The 22,324-nt window shown below is 35.1% G+C and carries 26 protein-coding genes; 7 read left to right on the forward strand and 19 right to left on the reverse strand.

Annotation, left to right across the window (positions count from 1 at the left end; genetic code table 11):
- Position 1 precedes the first annotated feature (1 nt).
- From AC07YC_RS04225 to AC07YC_RS04235, 3 genes are all read right to left on the reverse strand, one after another.
- Positions 2-118 carry a hypothetical protein gene (locus AC07YC_RS04225; RefSeq protein WP_494918690.1) on the reverse strand — a complete coding sequence of 39 codons (117 nt, stop codon included), beginning with the start codon at positions 116-118 and terminating at the stop codon, positions 2-4.
- Entirely contained in the window at positions 70-318 is a 249-nt protein-coding gene (locus AC07YC_RS04230; protein WP_494918460.1) for a GrpB family protein, read from the reverse strand. The genes AC07YC_RS04225 and AC07YC_RS04230 overlap by 49 nt, the downstream gene beginning before the upstream one ends.
- A gap of 210 nt (positions 319-528) precedes the next feature.
- Entirely contained in the window at positions 529-1,407 is an 879-nt protein-coding gene (locus AC07YC_RS04235; protein ID WP_494918461.1) for a LysR family transcriptional regulator, read from the reverse strand.
- A 104-nt stretch (positions 1,408-1,511) separates the two neighbouring features.
- On the opposite strand from AC07YC_RS04235, the gene AC07YC_RS04240 reads away from it, so the two are divergent.
- Entirely contained in the window at positions 1,512-2,279 is a 768-nt protein-coding gene (locus AC07YC_RS04240; RefSeq protein WP_494918462.1) for a sulfite exporter TauE/SafE family protein, read from the forward strand.
- A 58-nt stretch (positions 2,280-2,337) separates the two neighbouring features.
- Here AC07YC_RS04240 and AC07YC_RS04245 read toward each other — a convergent pair whose 3' ends face one another.
- Positions 2,338-4,059 (reverse strand): sensor histidine kinase, encoded by a 1,722-nt coding sequence (locus AC07YC_RS04245; RefSeq protein WP_494918463.1) that lies wholly within the window; start codon positions 4,057-4,059, stop codon positions 2,338-2,340.
- On the reverse strand, positions 4,056-4,787 hold the full coding sequence (locus AC07YC_RS04250; RefSeq protein ID WP_494918464.1) for a response regulator transcription factor: 732 nt from the start codon (positions 4,785-4,787) through the stop codon (positions 4,056-4,058). Before AC07YC_RS04250 ends, AC07YC_RS04245 begins: the two co-directional genes overlap by 4 nt.
- 225 nt (positions 4,788-5,012) lie before the next feature.
- On the opposite strand from AC07YC_RS04250, the gene AC07YC_RS04255 reads away from it, so the two are divergent.
- Together AC07YC_RS04255 and AC07YC_RS04260 are read left to right on the forward strand one after the other, a co-directional pair.
- Complete coding sequence (locus tag AC07YC_RS04255; RefSeq protein WP_036125970.1) at positions 5,013-5,699, forward strand: ABC transporter permease; 687 nt, start codon at positions 5,013-5,015, stop codon at positions 5,697-5,699.
- The gene (locus AC07YC_RS04260) at positions 5,699-6,607 is read left to right on the forward strand and encodes an ABC transporter ATP-binding protein (RefSeq protein ID WP_494918465.1); all 909 of its coding nucleotides are present in this window, start codon (positions 5,699-5,701) and stop codon (positions 6,605-6,607) included. The genes AC07YC_RS04255 and AC07YC_RS04260 overlap by 1 nt, the downstream gene beginning before the upstream one ends.
- A gap of 295 nt (positions 6,608-6,902) precedes the next feature.
- On the opposite strand, the gene AC07YC_RS04265 is transcribed toward AC07YC_RS04260, so the two are convergent.
- The 11 genes from AC07YC_RS04265 to AC07YC_RS04315 all read right to left on the reverse strand — a co-directional run bounded on the left by AC07YC_RS04265 (position 6,903) and on the right by AC07YC_RS04315 (position 14,801).
- A complete protein-coding gene (locus AC07YC_RS04265; RefSeq protein WP_494918466.1) occupies positions 6,903-7,226 on the reverse strand; it encodes a stage III sporulation protein AH in 324 nt (107 codons plus the stop codon).
- A gap of 225 nt (positions 7,227-7,451) precedes the next feature.
- Positions 7,452-7,589, reverse strand: coding sequence for a hypothetical protein (locus tag AC07YC_RS04270; RefSeq protein ID WP_494918467.1), 138 nt, complete (start codon positions 7,587-7,589; stop codon positions 7,452-7,454).
- A gap of 13 nt (positions 7,590-7,602) precedes the next feature.
- Complete coding sequence (locus AC07YC_RS04275; RefSeq protein WP_494918468.1) at positions 7,603-8,523, reverse strand: ABC transporter ATP-binding protein; 921 nt, start codon at positions 8,521-8,523, stop codon at positions 7,603-7,605.
- Between the two features lie 11 nt (positions 8,524-8,534).
- Positions 8,535-9,746, reverse strand: coding sequence for an ABC transporter permease (locus AC07YC_RS04280; RefSeq protein ID WP_494918469.1), 1,212 nt, complete (start codon positions 9,744-9,746; stop codon positions 8,535-8,537).
- Between the two features lie 17 nt (positions 9,747-9,763).
- Positions 9,764-10,888, reverse strand: coding sequence for an ABC transporter (locus AC07YC_RS04285; protein ID WP_494918471.1), 1,125 nt, complete (start codon positions 10,886-10,888; stop codon positions 9,764-9,766).
- A gap of 258 nt (positions 10,889-11,146) precedes the next feature.
- A complete protein-coding gene (locus AC07YC_RS04290; protein WP_391538720.1) occupies positions 11,147-11,317 on the reverse strand; it encodes a GNAT family N-acetyltransferase in 171 nt (56 codons plus the stop codon).
- 59 nt (positions 11,318-11,376) lie between these two features.
- Entirely contained in the window at positions 11,377-12,129 is a 753-nt protein-coding gene (locus AC07YC_RS04295) for an SDR family NAD(P)-dependent oxidoreductase (protein WP_494918472.1), read from the reverse strand.
- An 80-nt stretch (positions 12,130-12,209) separates the two neighbouring features.
- Positions 12,210-13,520, reverse strand: a complete 1,311-nt coding sequence (locus tag AC07YC_RS04300; protein WP_494918473.1) for an opine metallophore biosynthesis dehydrogenase — start codon at positions 13,518-13,520, stop codon at positions 12,210-12,212.
- Between the two features lie 218 nt (positions 13,521-13,738).
- Positions 13,739-14,020, reverse strand: a complete 282-nt coding sequence (locus tag AC07YC_RS04305) for a hypothetical protein (RefSeq protein ID WP_036227172.1) — start codon at positions 14,018-14,020, stop codon at positions 13,739-13,741.
- Positions 14,021-14,030: 10 nt separating this feature from the next.
- Positions 14,031-14,420: an SHOCT-like domain-containing protein gene (locus AC07YC_RS04310; RefSeq protein WP_494918475.1), complete on the reverse strand. Its 390-nt coding sequence runs from the start codon at positions 14,418-14,420 to the stop codon at positions 14,031-14,033.
- Between the two features lie 12 nt (positions 14,421-14,432).
- Positions 14,433-14,801, reverse strand: a complete 369-nt coding sequence (locus AC07YC_RS04315) for a DUF2089 domain-containing protein (RefSeq protein WP_008177755.1) — start codon at positions 14,799-14,801, stop codon at positions 14,433-14,435.
- 339 nt (positions 14,802-15,140) lie between these two features.
- Here AC07YC_RS04315 and AC07YC_RS04320 point away from each other — a divergent pair, with 339 nt between their 5' ends.
- The 4 genes from AC07YC_RS04320 (at position 15,141) to AC07YC_RS04335 (ending at position 18,931) form a co-directional block, all read left to right on the forward strand.
- Positions 15,141-15,821: a GDSL-type esterase/lipase family protein gene (locus tag AC07YC_RS04320; protein WP_494918476.1), complete on the forward strand. Its 681-nt coding sequence runs from the start codon at positions 15,141-15,143 to the stop codon at positions 15,819-15,821.
- 27 nt (positions 15,822-15,848) lie between these two features.
- Complete coding sequence (locus AC07YC_RS04325; RefSeq protein WP_494918477.1) at positions 15,849-17,255, forward strand: MBOAT family O-acyltransferase; 1,407 nt, start codon at positions 15,849-15,851, stop codon at positions 17,253-17,255.
- 263 nt (positions 17,256-17,518) lie between these two features.
- Positions 17,519-18,421 (forward strand): DHHW family protein, encoded by a 903-nt coding sequence (locus AC07YC_RS04330; RefSeq protein ID WP_494918479.1) that lies wholly within the window; start codon positions 17,519-17,521, stop codon positions 18,419-18,421.
- Positions 18,422-18,442: 21 nt separating this feature from the next.
- Positions 18,443-18,931 carry a DUF4358 domain-containing protein gene (locus AC07YC_RS04335; protein WP_494918480.1) on the forward strand — a complete coding sequence of 163 codons (489 nt, stop codon included), beginning with the start codon at positions 18,443-18,445 and terminating at the stop codon, positions 18,929-18,931.
- A gap of 57 nt (positions 18,932-18,988) precedes the next feature.
- Here AC07YC_RS04335 and AC07YC_RS04340 read toward each other — a convergent pair whose 3' ends face one another.
- The 3 genes from AC07YC_RS04340 to AC07YC_RS04350 all read right to left on the reverse strand — a co-directional run bounded on the left by AC07YC_RS04340 (position 18,989) and on the right by AC07YC_RS04350 (position 22,251).
- The gene (locus AC07YC_RS04340; RefSeq protein WP_494918481.1) at positions 18,989-19,669 is read right to left on the reverse strand and encodes an N-acetylmuramoyl-L-alanine amidase family protein; all 681 of its coding nucleotides are present in this window, start codon (positions 19,667-19,669) and stop codon (positions 18,989-18,991) included.
- A 114-nt stretch (positions 19,670-19,783) separates the two neighbouring features.
- On the reverse strand, positions 19,784-21,568 hold the full coding sequence (locus tag AC07YC_RS04345) for a HAMP domain-containing sensor histidine kinase (RefSeq protein ID WP_494918482.1): 1,785 nt from the start codon (positions 21,566-21,568) through the stop codon (positions 19,784-19,786).
- On the reverse strand, positions 21,565-22,251 hold the full coding sequence (locus tag AC07YC_RS04350; protein ID WP_494918692.1) for a response regulator transcription factor: 687 nt from the start codon (positions 22,249-22,251) through the stop codon (positions 21,565-21,567). Before AC07YC_RS04350 ends, AC07YC_RS04345 begins: the two co-directional genes overlap by 4 nt.
- Positions 22,252-22,324 lie beyond the last annotated feature (73 nt).

Raw genomic sequence — 22,324 nt, forward strand, 5'->3', positions numbered from 1 at the left:
GTCATACCATGCCAGTGCTTTTCGTTTCCTTTAAATCTCCATAAAGCTTTATTTCATTAGGATATGATGTTAAATAATCCCGAAAAGCAAGATGCCTTGTGATTTCACCGCTTCCAATCTGATAAAAATAAACGTAATGCGTGCGATGGTTCCCCCTTTTTGAAAGTATCTACGCGGTGCTATTCCATTTTCCCCTTTAGCAACATACCCAATTTTTTGCATCTCTAAATTGAATGTATCAACGAGATGAATATCATTCACAACAGCCATAATGTCTACGATTGGTTTAGCCTTTAACCCAGGAACAGTTGAAGCCATTGCTCATCGTACAAGCTGAAACTAGTTTTTGCAAAGTATTTCCTCCTAAACACTTCATTAACCACCACTTCATCCATAATGTTCGTGTTTTACATTAAATCAAATGTGTCCAGCCGATGAGCAAATCGCATTTACTCATTAAAAACACGAACGATTATCGATTATAGCATCATTATCGCGCGCTTTTCGTTCTCTTCATCGTTATAGTAGTTAAGCATTTATATGATCTTTTAAGAATTGTATAAAAGGTTGCTCAGCTAAATCGGATTTCCGCGAGCAAATAAATAAACTTTGCTGAATATTTGCCTGCTCAATATACACTTGAGCTAATTTTCCACTTGTTATACTTTCAGACACACTGTAGGACGGAGCTAAAGTCATACCGTATCCTGACTCCACTACTTTAATGGATTCATGTAAGCCCTGCATTTGAAGTCCTAGTTTAGGTAATGGAGCATTGAACGTGTAAAAAATAGACTCCAATAAATCGAGTGTCGAGCTGCCGCGTTCCCGATATATAAAATCTTCATTCGATAATTCATTCATGGAGACCGTTTGATTGGCTAAAGGATGTGAGGGATGAACGACAAACCAAAACGGGATATCTACTACCTTTTCAAACTGTAAATCGGTATGACCGATTTTACTTTGCACGACAAAACCAAAATCTACTTCATAATTCAGAACTTGGTCTTCCACAGATTGCACATTGCCTAACGATACAAAAAATTCAATATGAGGATGAGCAAGCTTGTACTTAGCGATGATAGGCGGAAGTATGTAATTTATAGGGATATAAGACGAGGCAATATGTATTTTGTCTGCCTTGGCTAAAAATTTACCAAGCTTTTCATCGATTTGTGCTTCTAAGTAAAATAAACGCATGCCTTGCTCGTATAAAAACTTCCCCTCTGGAGTTAATTGAATGCCACGCCCTTTGCCTTCAATCAATTTAGCCCCTATTTCATTCTCTAATTTCCGAATTTGTATGGTAACCGCAGGCTGACTGAGTAGCATACTATTCGCTGCTGCAGTAATTCCACCAAGTTTGGCTACATTCGTAAAGATTCTCAAAGCATGTAAATTCATGCCATTCCCACCTTTCTATCCATAAATTATATTTATGAATAAGCAATAAATATATATTTGTTTTATGTATAGTTTATCAGTAATTTAAGGATAGAGGTGATGAAATGGAAATTTTACTACAGGAATGGTTATCAATAAAAGGGTTTATTTTATTTACGATTGGTTTACTCGCGGCCATAATAGGAGTTCTGTTTGGTGCAGCAGGCTTTATTTTGATGCCTTCCTTATTACTCGTTGGCATTCCTATTCATACAACGGTCGCTGTTAATAAATTTGCGACAGGAATATCAGCCCTATCGAATGTAGTTTCATTTGTTATAACAGGACGTTTGTCTGTGAAAAAATACTTTTCTTTCATGATAGTTTCTTGCTTAGGAGGTGTCTTAGGTGCAATATTTGCAATCCTCTTATCGGAGCGAATCATGAACGTGGTTGCTTGTATAAGCTTAATTTTCGCATTTATGATGGTTCTTCGCAGTAATCAATGGATTGTAAAAGATGTCAAGGAAACGGAGGAACAACGTATTAACAAGCTTGTTCCATTTGCAATTTCAATATATGACGGAGGTTTTGGACCAGGCTCAGCACTTATGAATATAACCTATTTCTTAAAAAAACAACACCATTATTTAAAAGCAGTGGAATTAACAAGAATGATTTCGTTATCAAGCTGTACAGGCGCTTTCCTCTTTTATTACTTTACTGGCATTGTCAACTGGGGCATTGCTATTCCTGTTTCACTTGGCTCAATTGCTGGCTCTTTCTTAGGCTTAAAGATTATTCCCCATATCCAAACAAAATGGATTCAAATTATATTACCGATTATTTTTTTATTCTTAATTGTTCAAGTTGTGACGGATTTAATAAAATAAATGTACAAGTCCTACCCTTTATATCCAAAATTTAAGGACATAAAAGGCAGGACTGCCATCATGAATAAAATTTTAAAACAATGACCGTACCCTCACCAGGTGTACTAGAAGCAGCTATTTCCCCTCCATGGGCTACTGTTAATTGTTTAGCGATGCTCATGCCCAACCCCGAACCACTTGTATTTTCCTCTGAATTCGTACCACGATAGTAGCGTTCAAATAATTGATCTAACGTGGATGAATCCATTCCAATACCATTATCCTGAATACGAACAGTGAAGTAATGATCACTTTCCTTCTGCACAATAATAGCAATTCTCGTATTTGTCGGATTATGCTTAATAGCATTAGAAATCATATTATCAATAATACGCGTAAACCATTTCATATCAAGAGGGTATGATATCGGCTCATCAGAAGCATGAAATGAAATATCATAAGAAGTAAATTGCGGATCATTTATAAAATGAATAACGGCTCTTCGAATGACTTCGTTTACTTCTTGCGTTTGACGAACCATGGGCAATGCATTGTTTTTTAGGCGATACGTTAAGCTTAAATCATCGATTAATTCAGACATAAAGGTTGATTTTTCACGTAATGTTTTCCCAATCTGCTGAAACTCTTCTTGTGACCAATTGTAGGGGGCTGATTCAAGGACATGCGCATATCCATTTATAGAAGATAAAGGTGTTTTCAAATCATGAGAGACACCAACAATCCACTCTTCGCGAGTTTGTTCAATTTGTTTACGAAGCTTTTCGTTCTGCTTGAGCTGCTGGTTCAATTCATTCAAGGAATCATTAATTTCTCGAAATAACCGGAAGGACCGCTTCTTCTTACCACGACGATTTAGTGATTTATCTTTTTTCTTAACCTCTTGCTCGTGATAATTACCATCCGCTAATCGTTGAATAAAGTTAACAATATAGAGAACGGGTTGCCCAAAACGTTTACCGTACCAAAACGCTGTGGCGATGATAAATAAAATAAGGGCTACTCCATATAGAAGAAATGCTTTTCCTAAATAGGTATTATGCTTACCTTCCCCCACCTTTCCTGCAGCGAATGGTACTTCAATGACCCATGTCTGCTGTTTCTCTGCATCAAAATGTATATATTGGCTGCCATTATTTCTAAGCTGATCAGCCTCATCCCCAAGTAAATGATCGAGTGAAAGTTTTGCTTGAGGATTTTCCACATGCCCGTATTGTTGGAGGATCTCCCCATTCGCTGAATAAATGGCTAGCGTTCCGTGAGTTTCTTCCAATAGCCGCTCCCCTTGCTGAGAGAGGCGCTTTCCATCCCATTCAATTGGAAGTTTTTCTGCTAGCTGTCGTGCAGGACGTTTTTGACCAACTACAACAAAATAGGTTTGTCCACCCTTCTCCTCCTGGCTAATAATGAGCTCGTATGGGAACGGGATGCTTTTTTGCCAAAAGGCTATTAATTGACCAGCTTCGTAATGCGTTGGAACATCAGATGGTAGTTTGGAAGAGGCCAACATATTTCCGTGAGCATCGATTACTTGTAGCCATTCCTCACGCTTTTCTATAGCAGAAATTTTGTTAGCCTCTAACGACACATGGTCATTTTCAATTGAAAATGTTTGCCTTAAAGTACTATTGCTACTACTTGATACATGCTGTGTGTCAGGTTTACTTTCTAACTGCAATCCAACGTACACTAAAAAAATGATGGTGCCAATTGCTAAAGCTACTAATACAAAAATAATTTGTGAAATAAAGGTAAAGGCAAGTCGACGACTAATTCGATTCATACCAATCCCTCTTTTTGAATTAATTTATAGCCTAGTCCTCTAATGGTTAATAACAATTCGGGGTCCTTCGGGTCCTTTTCTATCCTCTCACGTATACGGCCAATATGTACGGTAACCGTATTATCATCCCCAAAGCTATGATCACCCCAGACAGCTTCATATAACTGACTTTTCGTAAAGATTTGATTGGGATGCTTGCAAAAAAAGAGTAGTAATTGATAGACCTGAGCGGGACAAGAAATGACTTGTCCATCCACCATTAATTCCCCTGCACGCTCATTCACCTGGAATCGGCCAAAATCATAAATGAACGTATTTGAAGATAGGTGCTGTGGTTTTTCCTCCTCATATAATTTAACGCGGCGTAGTTGTGCTTTCATTCGAGCGACTATTTCTAATGGGTTAAATGGTTTTGTAATATAATCATCCCCGCCCATCGCAAAGCCCGTTAATTTTTCTAAGTCTGAGTTTTTTGCTGTAATAAATAAAATCGGGGCATCTGTGGTCTCCCTAATAAATGGACAAATATCAAAGCCGCTCCTATCTGGCAGCATGACATCCAATAAAATCATGTCGTATGGCTTTTTATTACATGCATTTAACGCTTCTTGAGCAGTACTTGCACGATCAATTTGTCGAAAGCCCTCTTTCGTTAAAACCATTTGTAACATATCTAAAATAGCTGATTCATCATCAACTAGTAAAATGGCCACATCTTGTAAATTCATATTTAAAACCTGTCCTTTCCCGTCTAGCATGGAATTCATTTTAACATGTTTTTTCCAATGAATAATACTGCTAGTTTGTCACTACTACAAAGCGAATATAAACAGAACATAAACAACGTTCATAAAAGTTTATTAAGATGTCATCTACCGTTTCGGCTTACGTAAAAATCAGCCTTTATACTCTAGAGAGTGTTAAAAATATATTTCTATTATGGAGGAACCACTATGATTGCTATTTGGAAAAAGGAGTTTATTCAATCATTTCGCAGTATCTTTTCACTTATAACGATTGGCATTTTTATTGCCGTCTCCTATTATTTATCTGATTTTGTCACAAATAGTAGTCTCCTTACTGGCATTAAATTTGCTGAGGCTGGCTATGTAAGTGGACTGGTATTTCTAATTTATATAATGGGCTTTTTATTTATTTTTTCGTTATTTCACGACACCATTAATAGGGAAACGGAAAGTAGGACAATTCGGTTCCTAGTAACGAAAACATCCCGATCTTCTATTATTGTAGGCAAATTATTAGGAATTTTTTCATACTGGTTTATTTGCTTATTAGCGTCATTTAGTATTATCGCATTCTTTTCTCATGAATTTTATATTAAAACATTCGGTAGCTTATTTGTTATGCTAGCGTACATCGTGTCGTTATGTGTGCTACTATCCTGTCTCATTCCTAAGCGATCTATGTCCATGTTTATTGGACTACTAATTAGTATGGCTATTCCTACATTCGGTTTATGGAGCCTTTTTTCAGAAAAACTCTGGTTAAAAATCATTAAATATATGACTCCGTATCATTATATGCTTGAGGGCGGAACATGGGGATGGCTCGTTGTTCTGTTATTTGCAGCTATTATGGTAGGAGTCTCGATACTTAGTCTTCATAGGAGGGATTTGTAATGACCGTAATTGAAACAATGGATTTAAAAAAATCCTATCACAAGCATTTAGTTGTACGGGGCATCGATTTACAAGTACAGGAGGGAGAAATCTTTGGCTTCTTAGGAAGAAATGGTGCAGGGAAAACAACTTTCATTAATATGCTTACAGGGATTGTCCTTCCAACAAGTGGGCAATTTCGAATTTTAGGAGTACCTAACAATCAGCTGGATCGTGTGAAACACAAAGTGGGTGTTCTACCAGACTATACCGAGTTTTATGGCAATGATACAGCTCTGGAACATCTTCAATTTTTTGCAAAGTTACAAAAGCATAAGGTAACTAAACAACAATGTGTGGATTTATTAGAGCAGGTTGGCTTAAAGAATGCGGTCCATGTTAAAACAAAAAAATTCTCGTTCGGAATGAAAAAGAAGCTAGGGGTCGCTCAGGCTGTCATCGGAAATCCAGATTTAATTTTCCTAGATGAGCCTACCTCAGGGATGGACCCGGAATCTGCGTTAGAGATGCAAAAATTCATACGAACATTAGCCAGTCAAAACAAAACTATTTTTATGACATCTCATAATTTAAATGAAGTGGAAAAGCTATGCAGCCGGATTGCTATTATGAAAAACGGCATTATTTCAGGTCTAGGAACCATCGATCAATTACAAAAGCAATTTCAGACAACGATTGAAACAACGATTAAGCTCTTACCTAAAAATGACACGTTGTACCGTCATGCTCGCGAAGAAATCGAAGCTTGGACGACGATTAACTATTCGGATAACCAACATATTACTGTGGCAATACGCGATGAATCCGATATTGCTAGCATTGTGCATTCCTTATGTAAATTTGAAACGGACATTTTTGATATTCAAACGAATCGGCCTTCATTAGAAGAGATATTTATGAAGGACTAACAATACGTAAGCAACTGCTTTTAAAGGAGTTGCTTACGCTTCGTTCTTTCGGTATTTAATGGAGTCCAACAAAGCAGTACATGACTATAAAGATCAGCATAAAGGTTAAAACTGCTCCTAGTACATTTTGATTATACGTACTTTTTCCGTTTATTAGTTTCTTTAAAAAAGTAGTGAAATTTAAAAAATATAAAACTCCTAATACTGGTATGACAAACAACGGTATAAATAACATAACGTACTCCCCCTTTATCATGAAGAATTGCCTCACAAAATAATCAAATAAGCGATATCTTTAGTTTAATAAAAAATGGTCCCATACCTTTTCATCCACCCAGAAAAAACCTTCGTGCGAGCAAGCTGCAAATAAACATTGCTCATCTTCATAAAACATTAAATCCTCTGGTAATTCTGGCGTAATCCAACCAAAAAGTGAGTCGCTACGCTCCTTCAAAAATTGAGCAGTTGTATCGTTTAATAGAAAATAATAAACAAAAGCCGTATTTTCGCCAAGCGTTGTCGTCTCCCATTCATTTTGAACCTTTCTTTCGATAAGCTGATTTTTAATAGGAGCCAATAGCTCATCAACAGCCGCTAACCGTAATTTTTCATTTTCCATCAATTGTCTGTTCTCAACAAAGGCAAAGCGTTACATCGTTTCGCTAGTATATCGATAAGATGTTGATAGCGTTGCCCCATAATATTTTCAGTAATCATCATCAATTTTCATTCCTCCACCTTCTCTATACTCAATTCAAAGCGCTCTATTTCAATCAAATGCCCTAAAAAAAAAGAGCTGCGGGTAGCAACTCCATGATTTTGAAAGAAAGCCATTGTAAAAACACTAAGTGATTATTTTTCCTACCCTTTGCTTGTCATAACGAATGGATGCGAAATCATCAAAGCTTCTGTTGATTAATTCCTGCATCCATTCGTTCTTTTTAGAATGTGTAACGATTACACTTACCCACATCATCTGCATAAAATTCAAAAAACTAGGTCACATTTTTATACTCATGATAATACATGGAATACAAATCATTTAATGTCACTTTCCCAAATGCAAAATCCACTACATTTCTCTCCACTAAAAAAGAGGTAAGCGAACTTAATAAAGCGGCCTCAGAGCTTGGTAAATGAATTAATGTTATTCCATTTGTCAGTGTTTGAAGCTTTATGTTTGGAAACAGCTCGTACAGTTGTTTTTCAGTTGCACTCTCCATATTGTTCACGCGAATCGTTTTAATGTGCGCTTGACTGAAGCCTTCTATTATTTGATTCGTATCCACTAGTTTTCCTTCGTTAAATAAGAAAATTCGATCTGCATATTTCTCTAAATTATCGAGTAAATGAGAGGCAATAATAATAACCTTTCCCTCCGCCTTTTTCTCTACTAATATCTTCGAAATAATTTCTACATTATTTGGATCAAGTCCGTTCATCACCTCATCCATCATCATAATGTCCGTATCCGTAACTATTTGCATAGCAAAGCATAATCGCTGACGCATACCGAGGGAATACGTCCCTGTTTTTTTATTTACATAATGTCCCATATTCAATATTTCGATGGTTTCATCTATCAGTTTTAAATCGGATTGCCACATTGTTGCAAACATTTTTAAATGTTCGCGCCCACTTAAGTGATTATACAAGTCACTTTGGTCTGGCATCATCGACACAAAACTATGAATTTTTACTTCATTTGATTTATTCGAGTAGCAAAGTCCATCTTTAAATACTACTTTCCCTTTCATAGGCTTTACATAATTCATTAACACATTCATAAATGTGGATTTCCCTGTTCCATTTGGTGCAACAAGTCCAATCATTTCTCCTTGCTCAAATGTCATTGAAATATCATTTAACACTGGTTTTTTCGCAAATTGCACAGTAATATTTTGAATATCAATCACCTGTGTCCCCCCTATTTAATTAGCTTATAACGCCTATTCATAACAGTAAGCAGCATGAATAAAATGATGACTACAGCTAAGGCAAGTAACAACTGTAATCCTAAATTGAAATCTAAAAAATCGTTCATATAATAAAAATTTCGTTGTTTTGAAACAATTTGTCCGACTTGAATATAAGAAGTTGGGTAGATTTGAATATCCCAAAAGTAACCAACATATCGGCTGAAATAAAACTTCTCGCCAAAAATAAGGAGTAAGCCAATGGCAAAATTCATCATCTCATTACGGAATAGGATACTGCACAATAATACAACGTTGATGATGACCATAAACCAAGTTAAAAGCAAAATGAGAGTTTGTCCTAAAAACATTCCTAAAGTCATCGGTTCAAATTTACCTTCCTGACGCCACTCGAGATGAGGAGCATACATCGGAGATGGTAAATTGAAATTTCCAAAGCCGGATTGTAAGCCTATAATAATGAGCCCCACTATAAGGGGTACAAATAATACTAAACTCCCTAGTAGAACAACGACCATTTTCACTAATAGCTTTTTCCAATCGCTAATAGGGAATCCTTTGATAATGGATGGATGACGTCGATCTTTTGTGACAATATCAATGGCTAAAAGTAGGACACACACAATTAAAATAACAGGTAGTAATCCCTTTAATAAACGCTCGAACGTTTGAAGCGCTGTTCGCTGTTCGAAAATTTCCGTTGATAATTCATACTTTGCGTTCGCATACGTATCATAACGGGCTGCCTGCTCTAAATAAGCATAAAAGGCATCATCTTCTGCATAATCATTATTTTTTATAAAATACTTTGAGTTATAGGAGAATGAATCACTTTTGTATGTAATCGCATTCGTAAAGTAGTACCAATCACGAGTTACCTCTGCATATTTTTTTAGATTCCCCTCATCTAATGCTTCTAATCTCGCTTTATCTATTGGATTAATTTGCTTAAATATATCAATCGCAAAGATGATGGCCGGATGTAGTCTATATATGTTTTGACCCTCCAACGAATCTAAAAATTCCTGCCGTGTTAAATAGCGAGCCTCAATTTCTTCATATTCGACTTGTTCAATCGGATTATATGCGGGTGCTATTTTAAACACATAAAAGAAGGTTGCAAAAGCTAGCAAAAAATAGATGGCTAAGTTTTTCTTATTCGTAAAAAATTGTTTGAATTCAAATTTGAAATAACTCCACATGCTAATGAGTACCTCCCCTATGCCCTTTTGATTTTTCCTATTGAGAAGAACGTTTTAATAGCGAATAACATTAAAATAATACAGATCAACAATATGATTAATCCTAGATTCATCGTAATATCAACAGGCTGTGCTAAATCTACTGGTACGCCTCGTAAAATATCATTGAAGTTCATGAAATTGAAAGGATTATAGGGAAATACACTAATTAATGATGGGAAAATCATCGGTAAAAAGAACAAGATAAAGTGTACGAATAATGTTAAATACATATTTTTCAGTAATACATTTAATATAATCGACAGCAGCATGACAAAAATGGAGATGACGAACATATAGCCAAGGCTCATCGCGATATATTGGACGGAAGAGATTAATACAGCATCTCCTACGTAAATTCCTACAGGATCTAATGGGTTACCAAGACCATGTATAATCCATAAAGGACTAGCGCAAATAAAAATGAGTAAAAAGCTTGTTAGGATGGTTAATAAAGAAATCATACATTTGGATAAAATATAGGAATCAAAACGAACAGGAAAACCTTGAATTAAACTAAAATGCTCAAAATCATCTAGCAAAATAGAACTTGTTTGGAAGCTAATAAATATGTACCAGCCCGCACCTACATAACTAAAGAAAAATAATAAGAAAGGTATGTATTGAAATAAGTCGGTTATTGTATCCCTTCCCGCATCATTCATCCATTTAAAATAAAGATAGTCCATCGAATTTTGTAATTTAGAGGGTAATAATTCTGCGATATCATGGTATCCTTCTAATTGGAATGCCTCTTGTCTTAATTCAGCAAGCTGAAGGGAAGACTCATAATACATGGATTGTCTGTCCATCGTTAATGTGGCTATTTGCAATGCAATCTTACTTTTCTGCTTCGTTAAATTTTTAAATATGTCGCTGCCATCACCGGTTTCCGAAGCATCCTTTACTTGAAACTTTGATAGGATAGCCTGTGTTGAATAATAATCGCCCTTTTTCTCAATAAGCTGATTACCAACGGCTTGCGCCTTTATATAAAACATAAAGCCAAAAACGATCATTACAACAGCAATTAGTGCAACTAAATTTCTTCGATTTGCTCGCTCAATCACTAGACCTACTTTTAATGCTTTTAACACTGGCATCCTCCTCGCCTTTAATTGTGAAAGTCTTTAGAATACTATGATAATGCTTTGTGGATATTTTTTCAATTTTTTGTATATTAAAGGTTATGAATAGTGCGAATTAAAAGATGGCTATTTATGTTGGATGGATAGCAAATATAATATGAAACTAAAAACTCTCATTACTTTTTAATAGCTGAACTCTTTAACCATTCTAAGTATTTTTCTAGTTGCGTTTTTTAGTTTGTCATTTTAGTAGTAATGATCTAGTGTGTGCTTTTAATTAAAAACGACATAAATAAAAGGACTGCTGTTGACAGTCCTCAAATTTAAAATGGCTAGTTCATAGCCAGTATAATGAAACCTATTTCGGAACCCTATTTTTTCTGCAATTGCAATAGAAGGTTTGTTCATATCCATACAATCCCAATAGGCAATCTCTACGATCATCTGATTTCCCTACCTTTTCTACAATGAAAGTTCCACTGCTACATAGGCTACTCTGTTAATTATCTTCCACCACTAACATTTATAATCTCACCTAGAATATAATTGGCGGCATCAGAAGAAAGGAAGGCAATAACTTCTGCTACTTCTCTAGCTGTTGCAGCTCGTTTAATAGGTACAGTAGAAGACAGTCGCTCAAGACGATGATCGCCAGGAGCGAATTTATCGTGAAAAGGTGTCTCTACTATTCCAGGCGCTACCCCGTTCACCATAATTCCATAGTCAATTAGCTCTCTGGACATGCCAATTGTCATTGTATTTATGGCCCCTTTTGCAGATGCGTAATGGATACTTTCCCCTGCCCCTCCAATTCGTGCAGCCGCTGAAGAGACATTGATGATTTTTCCGGATTTTACGGGAATCATATATGTTAATACAGCTTGGGAGCATAGGAGAACACTAGTGACATTTAATTGAAACGTTTCCTCCCATAGCTCCTCACTCATATCCATAAATGTACTTTGGCGGATGCCACCACCTGCGTTATTTACTAACACATCAATTGTGCCAAAAGAGGAAACCGCTTGTTCAACCATTGCGTTCACTTCTTCTTTATTCCTAGCATTAGCTTGAATGGCAATCGCCTCTCCAGCCTTTTCATGAATACGTTGGACAGCCTCCATGGCCCCATCCACATTTGTATGATAATGAATAATTACTTTAGCGCCCCGAGCCGCCATTAACTCGGCGGTAGCAAGCCCAATACCTGAGCTCGCGCCTGTGATGAGAATAACCTTGCCAGATAAGTTATGCATAGCCTCTCTCCTAATAAATTTTTTACATAATTATACATCTTTTAAAGAAGGTGTCTCTATATAATTTGCCACAATAATTATCACTCTTTTATGTTTGGATTTGACATTAATTCCTTGCTTATCATTTCGATGTCTTGTGAAAAAGATTTTTCTTGAAAGGCATCTGAATAAGTTTTAAGATCTGAGGATGCAACTACTTGTCGCAGTTTTTCCTCATAGGTTTGTACTAGATTATCAAACGTTGGACTTTTCAATTTCAACGCTTTGGCAATCCCTTGTATGATTTTCACTCGATAATAATCCTCTTTTGGCATTCGGGGAACATCCCATTCGCCATTTTGATTAATAAAAATCCTCCGAAGAGGCACTGTTGAGAAATCAAAGTACTTTCCATCTTGATCTGGTTTAGAGAATGGATCAATTAACAAAGAGGCATAACGAATATAGAGCAAATATTCTTGATGGATGGGCTCCAGCTGATTAAAATTCTCTATTTCCTGTCTATCAATACTTTCCGGATGCAAAGGATAATTATCAACCACCATAAACTTTAATAGATTGAGTGGTTGAATATGGAGATAATTCACAACTGCCATCATTTCTTTCCAATAATTTAGCATATGACGGATTGTTGTATACGTGATAGGACCCTCAGGATAAAGTTTATACACATATTTTGGCGTGTTTAGTTCATCAAATATAGCTTGTAATGAAAAATCATTCATTAACAAAGGAGGGTGTACATATAAAGAGATATTTCTTGTTTCTGCTTCGAGCGGAGATGGAACTTTTTTCAATTGAATTCCCAATTGGTTAAATAATGTACATAGTTCATCTACTATTTCTGATGTTGAATGAGTGGAACCAATATAAACCTTTTTCTTTACCCCTGTTGTCACTACTTTATTGGAAGGAATGTCATCCAACCATCTAGTATCTCCATAATAAGTTGAAAAACTAATGACCTCGGCATGTGGAGATAGATTCTTTAGAAAATTGGTAATTAAATGACTAGAGCCGAATGTTGGTGAAATTAAAATAAAGCAGCTAACTTCCTTTAACACATCCGTCTCTATTTCGGCTAATACAGAAATATAGGAATCTGTCGTAACACATAAAACAACGGTATCCCACTTGCCATTTATGGAATGATAGCCCTTAAATAGCTCATCGACTGTACTTTCTCCGGCTACAGGCTGATGTTGGCTGTTTTGAACGGAAACCTGGAGTGTCAGCTGATGTTGTATGATAGATTCAAAGACCATATGAGAGCGTATAGATTGGCGACCTGCAATAGCTATTTTACTCATAAAATACTGTTTAAAATTTACAGCTAATTGAATGGCTGTTGGCCCAGTTCCTAACAGCAATACTCGATTAAAATACGTCATAGCATTCTCCTCATTTATCATGGTTATTGTACTTTTGGGAGGTTGTATACCTCTCTATGATTTGCCGTTTGGTCATGAACATGTCTAGCCTACTCCTATTTCAGAGGATAAAGTTCAATATATGCTGTATCCTTTACTACTATTTCAATAGCTCCTGTGGTAAATAATACAAAAAAACCACCTACTTTTGCTTGGGTAAGTGGTTTTGCTATGGAAGATTATAGTCTAATCTTAACTTCTGTACCGTCCTGAGCTTTAACATCTACTAGCACGATCCCCTTATAATTTTTCAATTCCCTGACGATGGGCTTAAGGGTTTTCTTGTCAATTTGCGGGAATGTAAAGTCGAATTTTTTTCTTTCAAAATACTCTTTTGTCCATTTATTCACATTTTTTTGTAGCAATTTTGAGGATAAAATGACAATAGCCATGTCTAACATTGCGTATGGAACGGGAAGTGTAAAACGAACGTCTTTTGCTTTTATTTTTACAAACATCATTCGTCAGCCACTACTCAATGTAAACTGCAACGGAATCACCGTTTGCTGATTTGATATCAACGATTTGTCCATCTAATTCATTTTCAATAGCTTCCATAATAAGATTGATATCTAAATCTTTCACGTATTTTTCTGATTGAGGGATACTCGCTGCAATGCTGTGACCAGCCATTAAAACAACTTTCACTAGCTTGATGGGTAAATTAACCGTTACGTTATCATTTTCAGTTGAAACAATACGTACTTTTAACGTTTTATCTAAATATTTAGCTGGTTTATCTAAAAGCTTATGTCCCGCGTCATCTTTACCTTGCAATACTTCAATTAGTTCAGAACCTTTTTCTGCATCAATTTTCCCTTCCTGAACCATCGTTAATACTCGTGCAATTTCCTCTTTCATGATCTATTCCTCCTATTCTTCTTTTAAAAGCTTAATGGCTTCTTCTGCTGTGATTTCGCCATTTTCTAGCAGGGTAACAACATTCTTTTTGTCTACTTCATTTTTCTTCTTCTTCTGCTCATATCCAAGGGATGAAATAATATCTGTTAGCTTTCCTCGAACCGTTGGATAGGAAATTCCAAGTTCTTTTTCAACATCTTTAATATTCCCTCTACACGCTAAAAATACTTCCACAAAATGAAGCTGATCCTTTGATAAGGATGCCAGTTTCGATAATTCAAATTCATTTTCAATCGTAGTGTGGCAGTGAGAGCACTGCAACTTGGTAATTTTTAAAGTTTCACTGCAAACAGGACAATTTGTGATTACTTGATAGGCCATAATGAAATTCCTTTCTTTCAGTTGATTTGATTATATACCAAAGAATTTAAAAAGGAAATAACAAAAATTAATATTTTGTTTATAAAAATTAAAAATGTTAATTCGGAGTTTAAAATAATTAAGTTTTTATTTTATATATCAATATTCGTTGTTATTTAGGGACAATTACCAACTTGAAGGATGTAAGCCATTAAGGGGAACCATTCCCCTTTTCTTTAAATGATTTCAATCTTATCTGCATTTTATCTTTATCTCAAGCAATTAATCTCTAATTTGTAGGTGAAGAAAACTTGTACAAGACTATGGCTTACAAATTAAAAAATCGAGAGGAAGATCAAAATGTTAAAGAAGGTAAGTATTTTTCTACTAATGGGGGCAATTGCACTGACTGCTACCGCCTGTGTAGATAACAAAAAAGGCATTACAACTCCAGAAAATGCGGAAAACAAAATAATTTCGGATGATTTTATGTATGATTCTATTTTCAAAAATAGTTTATTTGTAGGAGATTCTATTACAGAAGGATTTTTCAATCAAGAATTAATCGATGATACAAAAGTGATTGCCGATAAAGGAAAAATAACAGTACTAGCCTTAGAAACAGATGTTGATGATGTGGTAGCACAAAATCCTGACCATGTTTTTATGAACTTTGGTATTAATGATCTACTCATACGAATGGACCTTGACGGAAAGCCAGTCAATGACCCCATTCAGTTTTCAATTGATCATTATTCTGCATTCATACAAAAGATAAAAAAGGAACTTCCGAGTGCACATATTCATATTTTATCTGTTACGCCTGTGACTGAGGAAGCTTTACAGGAGTATCCTCAATATAAACATATTGATGCGTATAATACAAAACTTCAAGCATTAGCCCTCACTGAAGAAGTAGAGTTCATTGATTTGTCTTCAATATTTGAAAAACGGAGTGATTTACATGTAGAAGATGGTGTACACTTCAAAGCTGATTTCTACAAGCTGCTCCTTGAACAATTGAAAACTTTTGTTCAGTAGCATTTCCTATTTAGGAGGAGAGGAAATTTGGTATTTAGTAGCTTAATTTTTCTATATGTATTTTTTCCATTAGCACTATGTTTGTATTATCTATCGCCTAAGACTTTAAAGAACTTTGTATTATTTGTTATCAGTCTTATTTTTTATGCATGGGGAGAACCTGTTTATATCGTTATGATGATTTTCTCCACTGTATTTGACTATATAAATGGTGTTCTTATAGATAAATATAAAAATAAACAGATTATTAGGAAAGTACTTTTTATCCAATCCATCATCATCAATCTGGCGATACTAGGATTTTTTAAATATTATGGCTTTGTCGTGGACAATATCAATACTATTTTTCACTTGGATATTGAGGTTGAAACGCTCCCCCTTCCTATTGGCATCTCATTTTATACCTTTCAAACGATGTCATACGTAATAGACGTATATTTAGGGAAAGTTCGTGCGGAAAAAAATATTATTGCTTTTGGTGCTTATATCACGATGTTTCCTCAGCTTGTGGCAGGTCCCATTGTAAAATATAGCGATATTGAACAATCATTGCATGACAGAAAAGTAACATTCGATCGTTTTGGCGAGGGGATGGAATTATTCATTCGAGGTCTTGCGCTAAAAGTACTGTTAGCGAATAATATTGGACTTCTTTGGGTGAGCGTTAAAACCACTCCTTTGGATGAGTTGACTATTTTAACAGCATGGACGGGTATTATTGCCTTCGCCTTCCAAATTTATTTTGACTTTAGGGGCTACTCAGCAATGGCACAGGGCCTAGGAAAAATGATTGGCTTTGATTTTCCTGAAAACTTTAATTATCCCTATATATCTAAAAGTGTAACCGAATTTTGGCGGAGGTGGCATATTTCCTTAGGATCCTGGTTTAGAGAGTATGTATATATTCCTCTTGGTGGGAATCGGGCAGGTATACGCCAACAGCTTAGAAATTTGTTCATCGTGTGGTTTTTAACCGGCTTATGGCATGGGGCTAGTTGGAATTTTGTTATTTGGGGTCTCTATTTTGGATTATTGATCACACTTGAAAAGGTATTTCTTCTCAAATACCTAAAAGGCTGCTTCCCCATAATTGCACATGTGTATACACTTTGTATTGTATTAATTGGCTGGGTAATTTTCGAATTCGATCATTTATCCGTTGCCATTGGTTATATCGGTACTATGTTTGGTGTTAACCAATCCATTTTATTGGATCATACCACTCTCTATTACTTAACAACTAATTGTCTGCTTTTTATCATTTCCGTTTTTTGTTCAACCCCCTTCCCTAAAAGGCTACTTGAACAAATGAGAAGAAATACAAAATGGCTAGGTGCCATTGGAACTCCAATCTTTTATGTAATACTCGCAGTTCTTTCCACTGCATATTTAGTAAACGACACATATAATCCATTTCTATATTTTCGATTTTGATCTTAATTTAGATGGAGGTGAATCGCTTGAGCTCGTATGAAAAACTATACAAGCGCATATTGGCATGTTTATTGTCATTATTTATAGGTGGCATGTTTTGTATAAATGTATTGACGCCCAATAGAACCTATTCTGACTCGGAAAATAGAATGCTAGAACAATTTCCACCGTTCTCGATTCAAAATCTTTTAGATAAAAACTTCACGCCTACCTATGAAAAATATATTTCGGACCAATTTTTATACAGAGATTTTTGGATAAGCTTGAAATCAAATATCGATCGAACAATTGGAAAGAAAGAATTTAACGGAGTATATATAGGGAAAAATGATATTTTACTGCAAAAATTTATTAGACCAGAAAAACAAGATATGAATAGTAAAATAAATGCCATTAATACTTTTCAACTTGCCAATCCAGCTGTGAAAACGCACGTCATGCTAGTTCCTACAGCCATTAGTATGCTAAAGGATGCCCTCCCAAAATATATTTCTTCGGAAGATGAGCTTTTTTCGATTAATCAAGTGAGAAAATCTTTAAATACAGACATACATTTTATCGATGTATATCCGCTTCTAAGTTCCAAAAGACAGGAAGAACTATATTATAAAACGGATCATCATTGGACAACCAAAGGAGCCTTTTATGCATACCTTGAATTAAGCAAAAGTTTGAATTTCAATCCTCACAAAAAAGAGTCATTTACCATAAATAAAATAACTCATCATTTTTATGGATCACTCTATTCAAAAACAGGCTTCAGCCATATAAAACCCGATAGCATTGAATTATATGAGCCAAAGGAAGCGATTGATTATAAAGTAGCATACATGGATGAAGGAGTAACCTCAAATTCAGTTTACGAGATGGAAAACATTAAGAAAAAAGATAAATATTCAGTTTTTTTCAATGGAAACCACCCATTAGTGAAGATGACTACTGAAAATACTAATGGAAAAAAACTATTGGTGATTAAGGACTCGTATGCCAATGCGTTATTACCATTTTTACTTCCTCATTATAGTGAAATCCATGTAATTGACCTTAGATATTTTAATGAGGGCGTTGCTTTATATTTACAAAATAACAACATCCATGAATTGTTGCTGCTATACAATGCCATGACGTTTTTTGAGGACCCTTCCATAACGAATTTATCTAAATAAACGAAAAGGAGCCTCTACCCAATGAGATTTTTAAAAATGAACTCTGTTTTTACCATTATTATTTGCATGATGATGCTAGGTGTCTTAAATGGCTGTTCTAGCAATCAAAACACCTCCGATAAGCTGCCAGCAGCGATAGAAATCGGAAAACAAATGCAACAGGCCATTCACTTAGAAGAAATGAAACAAGGCGACCAAAAGATGCTTCAAAAGCTATACGGCTTACCTATGGATGAAGTGGAAAGCTTTGTCCTTTATACCGCTCCTACCAACATAAAGGCAGATGAAATTGTAGTGATTCAAGTAAAGGATCTAAAACATATCAATAGTATTACGGAGAAGATGACCCATCGAATTGCAACAAAATCGAAAAGCTTCCAAGATTACCTACCAGAAGAGCATTTTTTAATAGAAAAACATATCCTGAAAACAAACGATCACTATATACTGTTAGCCATTTCGAAGGACGCCAACGAACTTGTAAAAGTATTTGATAAAGCCCTTAAATGATGTAAAATTGAAAAAACTATTCTTTCGTAATATAAGAAAGAATAGTTTTTTATTTGTCTAATTAAAGTATTCGATAATTCCATCTACTATACCTTGTTGCGTCTTCGCTTGAAAGGTTGGTGAATTCATTAGCATCTCATCATCTTCGTTTGATATAAATCCTAACTCCATTAAAATGGCAGGTGCAGAATTTTCTCTGAGCACATGGAAATCACTTTCCTGAACACCGCGATCCCGTGTAGCTATGTTTTGATTAAAAATCGCTTTTTGTACCATTTTTGCTAATTGCTTGTCGTTGTTTTTACTCGTTCCATAATGGGTAGTAATCCCTCTCACAGTGGTATCATCAAATGCATCATGATGAATACAAATATATAAGTCAGCGGAATAATCTTTAGCTACTTTGACACGTGCACGTAATTCTTCTTTCTGATTCGTTTCTGGGAGTAAGCTATTATCATCTTCACGTGTTAAAATAACGGTTGCATTCGTTCTCCCTTCTAGTTCCTTCTTTATATTGTGAGCAACTTTTAAATTCAAATCTTTTTCTATTGTACCTAATACCTCTCCTCTTGCTCCTCTATCTCCTCCACCATGCCCTGGATCAATGACGATTATTTTATCGCTCAAATGAAAGTCTTGTATAGGCGGTTGTTTTTCCGCTTTCAGATGTAGCACACTAATTCCTATTCTCATTACTAACAAAACAATTACCAGCCATATTACTATTTTCTTCATTTAAAAATCTCCTTATCCGTTTTCAATTCATTGAAAATAGTAAGGAAGATTGATCAAGATTAAATGCAGATATAATCAATATTTAATAAAAAAACGTGTAGATATAAAAAAACTCTACACGCTTTTCTTTAAAGAGAAGTAAAACAGAACACCATCTTTCGTATTCGTGACGCCATATGGAACACCATGTAATTCTAAAATATTTTTGGAAATCGCTAAACCAAGTCCTGTTCCCTCTTTAGCTTGTTGACGAGAGATATCACCCCTATAAAAACGATCCCATATTCTTACTAAATGATCTGGAGCAATATGTGCTCCCTTGTTTTCGATACATATTTTCACATGTTCTTCTTCAACCACCATTGAAACGAAAATATCTTTCTTTTCAGGGGTATAACGTATGGCGTTGCTAATAAAGTTTGTTAATACCTGTTCAATTCTAGGTTGATTTGCAACAACCTGAATAGTAGAAAGGGATTGATGAACATGTAATTGCTTTTTCGAAATGTCTACCGATAATTGGTCGATGATATATTCAATTATTTCATCCATATAGAAAATGTCCATGTCCATTCTATACGTACCAGATTCAAACTTTGCAAGCTCTAGCATATCAATAATCAACCTATCCATTCGGTCTATTTCTTTTGCCATTGCTTGAAAGTAATATTCCTTTTTATTACTAGCAACTCCATCTTCTAAAATGGAAATACAACTTTTCATTATACTTAAAGGTGTTTTTAATTCATGTGAAACGCCAGCAATAAATTCCTTACGTGTATTTTCTAATTGTTTTTCCTTCTCTATATCTTGTTGTAATTCGACAATATAACTGTGTAAGGTTTTCGAAAGTGTATTAATATTTTGCGATAGATGACCGATTTCATCATTGGTAGTAACAGGGATCATTTCAGAAAAATCCAAATCCGCAATTTTTTCTGTTGTTTTATTTATTTGTAACAATGGCTGCGCAATTTTTTTAGAGTAATAAAGTGAAACCAACACAATAAGGAGTAATACAAAGATAATTAAGTATACGTAGTAATCCTTTATCATTTGAACAGCTTCATCCACTGGTTGTAAAGATGTCAACGTAAAAACATAATTGTTTTCACCCTTTGAATCTTTTATTGGTTTCACGATGATTTTATAGCTTACACCATTCTCTTTAAAATCCATAATTTCTGTGGAATTAAAATGATGAGAACTGTCATTGGTTATTAAATCTACTTGAAATTGTTTGATTCTGTCGATTAACACATGATTCGCATAAATAAAGTTGGCTCCTACCATTTGCTCTGGTAACTGTACATTTGTAATATGGCCAGTCAAATATAAGGGTGAACCTGAAGCTCGAGAAGTTTGCTTCCCATAAAACAGCTCCGATAGTTGCCTATTCTCTAGAACAACATTTTCTTTTTCAATTGTTAAAATAGCAGGAAGTATTGTATTTCCTTGTTGGGCACCATCAATAATGATTCGATTTCCTTGCTCCAAAAAGAACGCTACTCTCTCTACATCTTCTAAAGCGATAAAACTATATAAAGGAATCTGGATTAAACGACCCGAAAATTCATTGTTTTGAGAGGATGAATCTAATTGTATTTCTAAAAAGAAGTCTTTTGCATTTTTAATATTTCCAGAACTATCTAACGTAGTAATCCATGAAGTATGATGAAGATAGAAATTCTCTTCCATTTTTCGGATTGCTGGAGTGTCAGACTCATTCTTTTTATATTCATTTTCGAAGGTTTGAATACTTGCTTTCACATCATTGACTTTTCTGTTCTCATAATATTGTTTAAAAAATAGAGTTTGCCCAATAAAAATAATAGCTAAAATAAGTGTACATAATGCGGTGGTCAGCAAAAATAATTTTAATACGATGCCTTTTTTCATAAATTCCCCTCGAATTTATAACCACTTCGAACAACCGTTACAATACAGTTTGCTTTTTCACCAAGCTTTTGACGTAAATTACGGATATGACTATTCACAGTGCGATCATCACCTGCAAATTCATACCCCCAAATTTTAATAATTAATTGTTCTCTCGTCAAAATAATCCCTTGATTTTGCATTAAATACGTTAATATTTCAAATTCCGTATAGGTCAGATTGATAATTTCTTTCTCTACAGTTACTGTACGTGAAGGCATATAGACGTGAACGCCACCGCTCGATAAAGTATCTTCGTTTAAAACATTTTCTGTAGAACGGTGGCGACTCTCTATTAATCGCTTTACTCTAGCTAATAAAATGGGTGGACTATAAGGCTTTGTTACATAATCATCTGCTCCAAGCTCAAAACCAAGGAGGGTGTCATCTTCATCAACACGAGCTGTTAGCATGATAATAGGTACATTGGATGATTTACGAACTCTTCGACAAATTGACCAGCCATCTAGCTCGGGTAGCATAATATCTAAAATTATTAAATGAATTTCATGTTCTTCAAATAGAGCTAAAGCTTCTTTTCCATCTGCTGCTTCTAGCACCTCATATCCTTCATTTAGTAAATAATCTTTAACAATCTCACGTAAAATATCTTCATCTTCTACAATTAATATGGTTTTCTGCATGGTTTCTCCCATTTTTTCTATCATCATTTTTATATGTATAGTGTGTTTTTCCTTACACTCATTGTATCAGAAA

The sequence above is a fragment of the Lysinibacillus sp. GW247-5R2A genome (assembly GCF_059424475.1).

What these genes read in the sequence shown, in the direction of transcription:
- AC07YC_RS04295 (WP_494918472.1), bottom strand. Translation starts at nt 12,129, where the DNA reads ATGCATAACTTATCTGGCAAGGTTATTCTCATCACAGGCGCGAGCTCA.
- AC07YC_RS04280 (WP_494918469.1), bottom strand. Translation starts at nt 9,746, where the DNA reads ATGTGGAGTTATTTCAAATTTGAATTCAAACAATTTTTTACGAATAAG.
- AC07YC_RS04300 (WP_494918473.1), bottom strand. Translation starts at nt 13,520, where the DNA reads ATGACGTATTTTAATCGAGTATTGCTGTTAGGAACTGGGCCAACAGCC.
- AC07YC_RS04255 (WP_036125970.1), top strand. Translation starts at nt 5,013, where the DNA reads ATGATTGCTATTTGGAAAAAGGAGTTTATTCAATCATTTCGCAGTATC.
- AC07YC_RS04335 (WP_494918480.1), top strand. Translation starts at nt 18,443, where the DNA reads ATGAGATTTTTAAAAATGAACTCTGTTTTTACCATTATTATTTGCATG.
- AC07YC_RS04285 (WP_494918471.1), bottom strand. Translation starts at nt 10,888, where the DNA reads ATGCCAGTGTTAAAAGCATTAAAAGTAGGTCTAGTGATTGAGCGAGCA.
- AC07YC_RS04245 (WP_494918463.1), bottom strand. Translation starts at nt 4,059, where the DNA reads ATGAATCGAATTAGTCGTCGACTTGCCTTTACCTTTATTTCACAAATT.
- AC07YC_RS04350 (WP_494918692.1), bottom strand. Translation starts at nt 22,251, where the DNA reads ATGCAGAAAACCATATTAATTGTAGAAGATGAAGATATTTTACGTGAG.
- AC07YC_RS04305 (WP_036227172.1), bottom strand. Translation starts at nt 14,020, where the DNA reads ATGATGTTTGTAAAAATAAAAGCAAAAGACGTTCGTTTTACACTTCCC.
- AC07YC_RS04320 (WP_494918476.1), top strand. Translation starts at nt 15,141, where the DNA reads ATGTTAAAGAAGGTAAGTATTTTTCTACTAATGGGGGCAATTGCACTG.
- AC07YC_RS04265 (WP_494918466.1), bottom strand. Translation starts at nt 7,226, where the DNA reads ATGGAAAATGAAAAATTACGGTTAGCGGCTGTTGATGAGCTATTGGCT.
- AC07YC_RS04340 (WP_494918481.1), bottom strand. Translation starts at nt 19,669, where the DNA reads ATGAAGAAAATAGTAATATGGCTGGTAATTGTTTTGTTAGTAATGAGA.
- AC07YC_RS04260 (WP_494918465.1), top strand. Translation starts at nt 5,699, where the DNA reads ATGACCGTAATTGAAACAATGGATTTAAAAAAATCCTATCACAAGCAT.
- AC07YC_RS04230 (WP_494918460.1), bottom strand. Translation starts at nt 318, where the DNA reads ATGGCTTCAACTGTTCCTGGGTTAAAGGCTAAACCAATCGTAGACATT.
- AC07YC_RS04315 (WP_008177755.1), bottom strand. Translation starts at nt 14,801, where the DNA reads ATGGCCTATCAAGTAATCACAAATTGTCCTGTTTGCAGTGAAACTTTA.
- AC07YC_RS04270 (WP_494918467.1), bottom strand. Translation starts at nt 7,589, where the DNA reads ATGCAGATGATGTGGGTAAGTGTAATCGTTACACATTCTAAAAAGAAC.
- AC07YC_RS04235 (WP_494918461.1), bottom strand. Translation starts at nt 1,407, where the DNA reads ATGAATTTACATGCTTTGAGAATCTTTACGAATGTAGCCAAACTTGGT.
- AC07YC_RS04345 (WP_494918482.1), bottom strand. Translation starts at nt 21,568, where the DNA reads ATGAAAAAAGGCATCGTATTAAAATTATTTTTGCTGACCACCGCATTA.
- AC07YC_RS04240 (WP_494918462.1), top strand. Translation starts at nt 1,512, where the DNA reads ATGGAAATTTTACTACAGGAATGGTTATCAATAAAAGGGTTTATTTTA.
- AC07YC_RS04310 (WP_494918475.1), bottom strand. Translation starts at nt 14,420, where the DNA reads ATGAAAGAGGAAATTGCACGAGTATTAACGATGGTTCAGGAAGGGAAA.
- AC07YC_RS04290 (WP_391538720.1), bottom strand. Translation starts at nt 11,317, where the DNA reads ATGATCGTAGAGATTGCCTATTGGGATTGTATGGATATGAACAAACCT.
- AC07YC_RS04250 (WP_494918464.1), bottom strand. Translation starts at nt 4,787, where the DNA reads ATGAATTTACAAGATGTGGCCATTTTACTAGTTGATGATGAATCAGCT.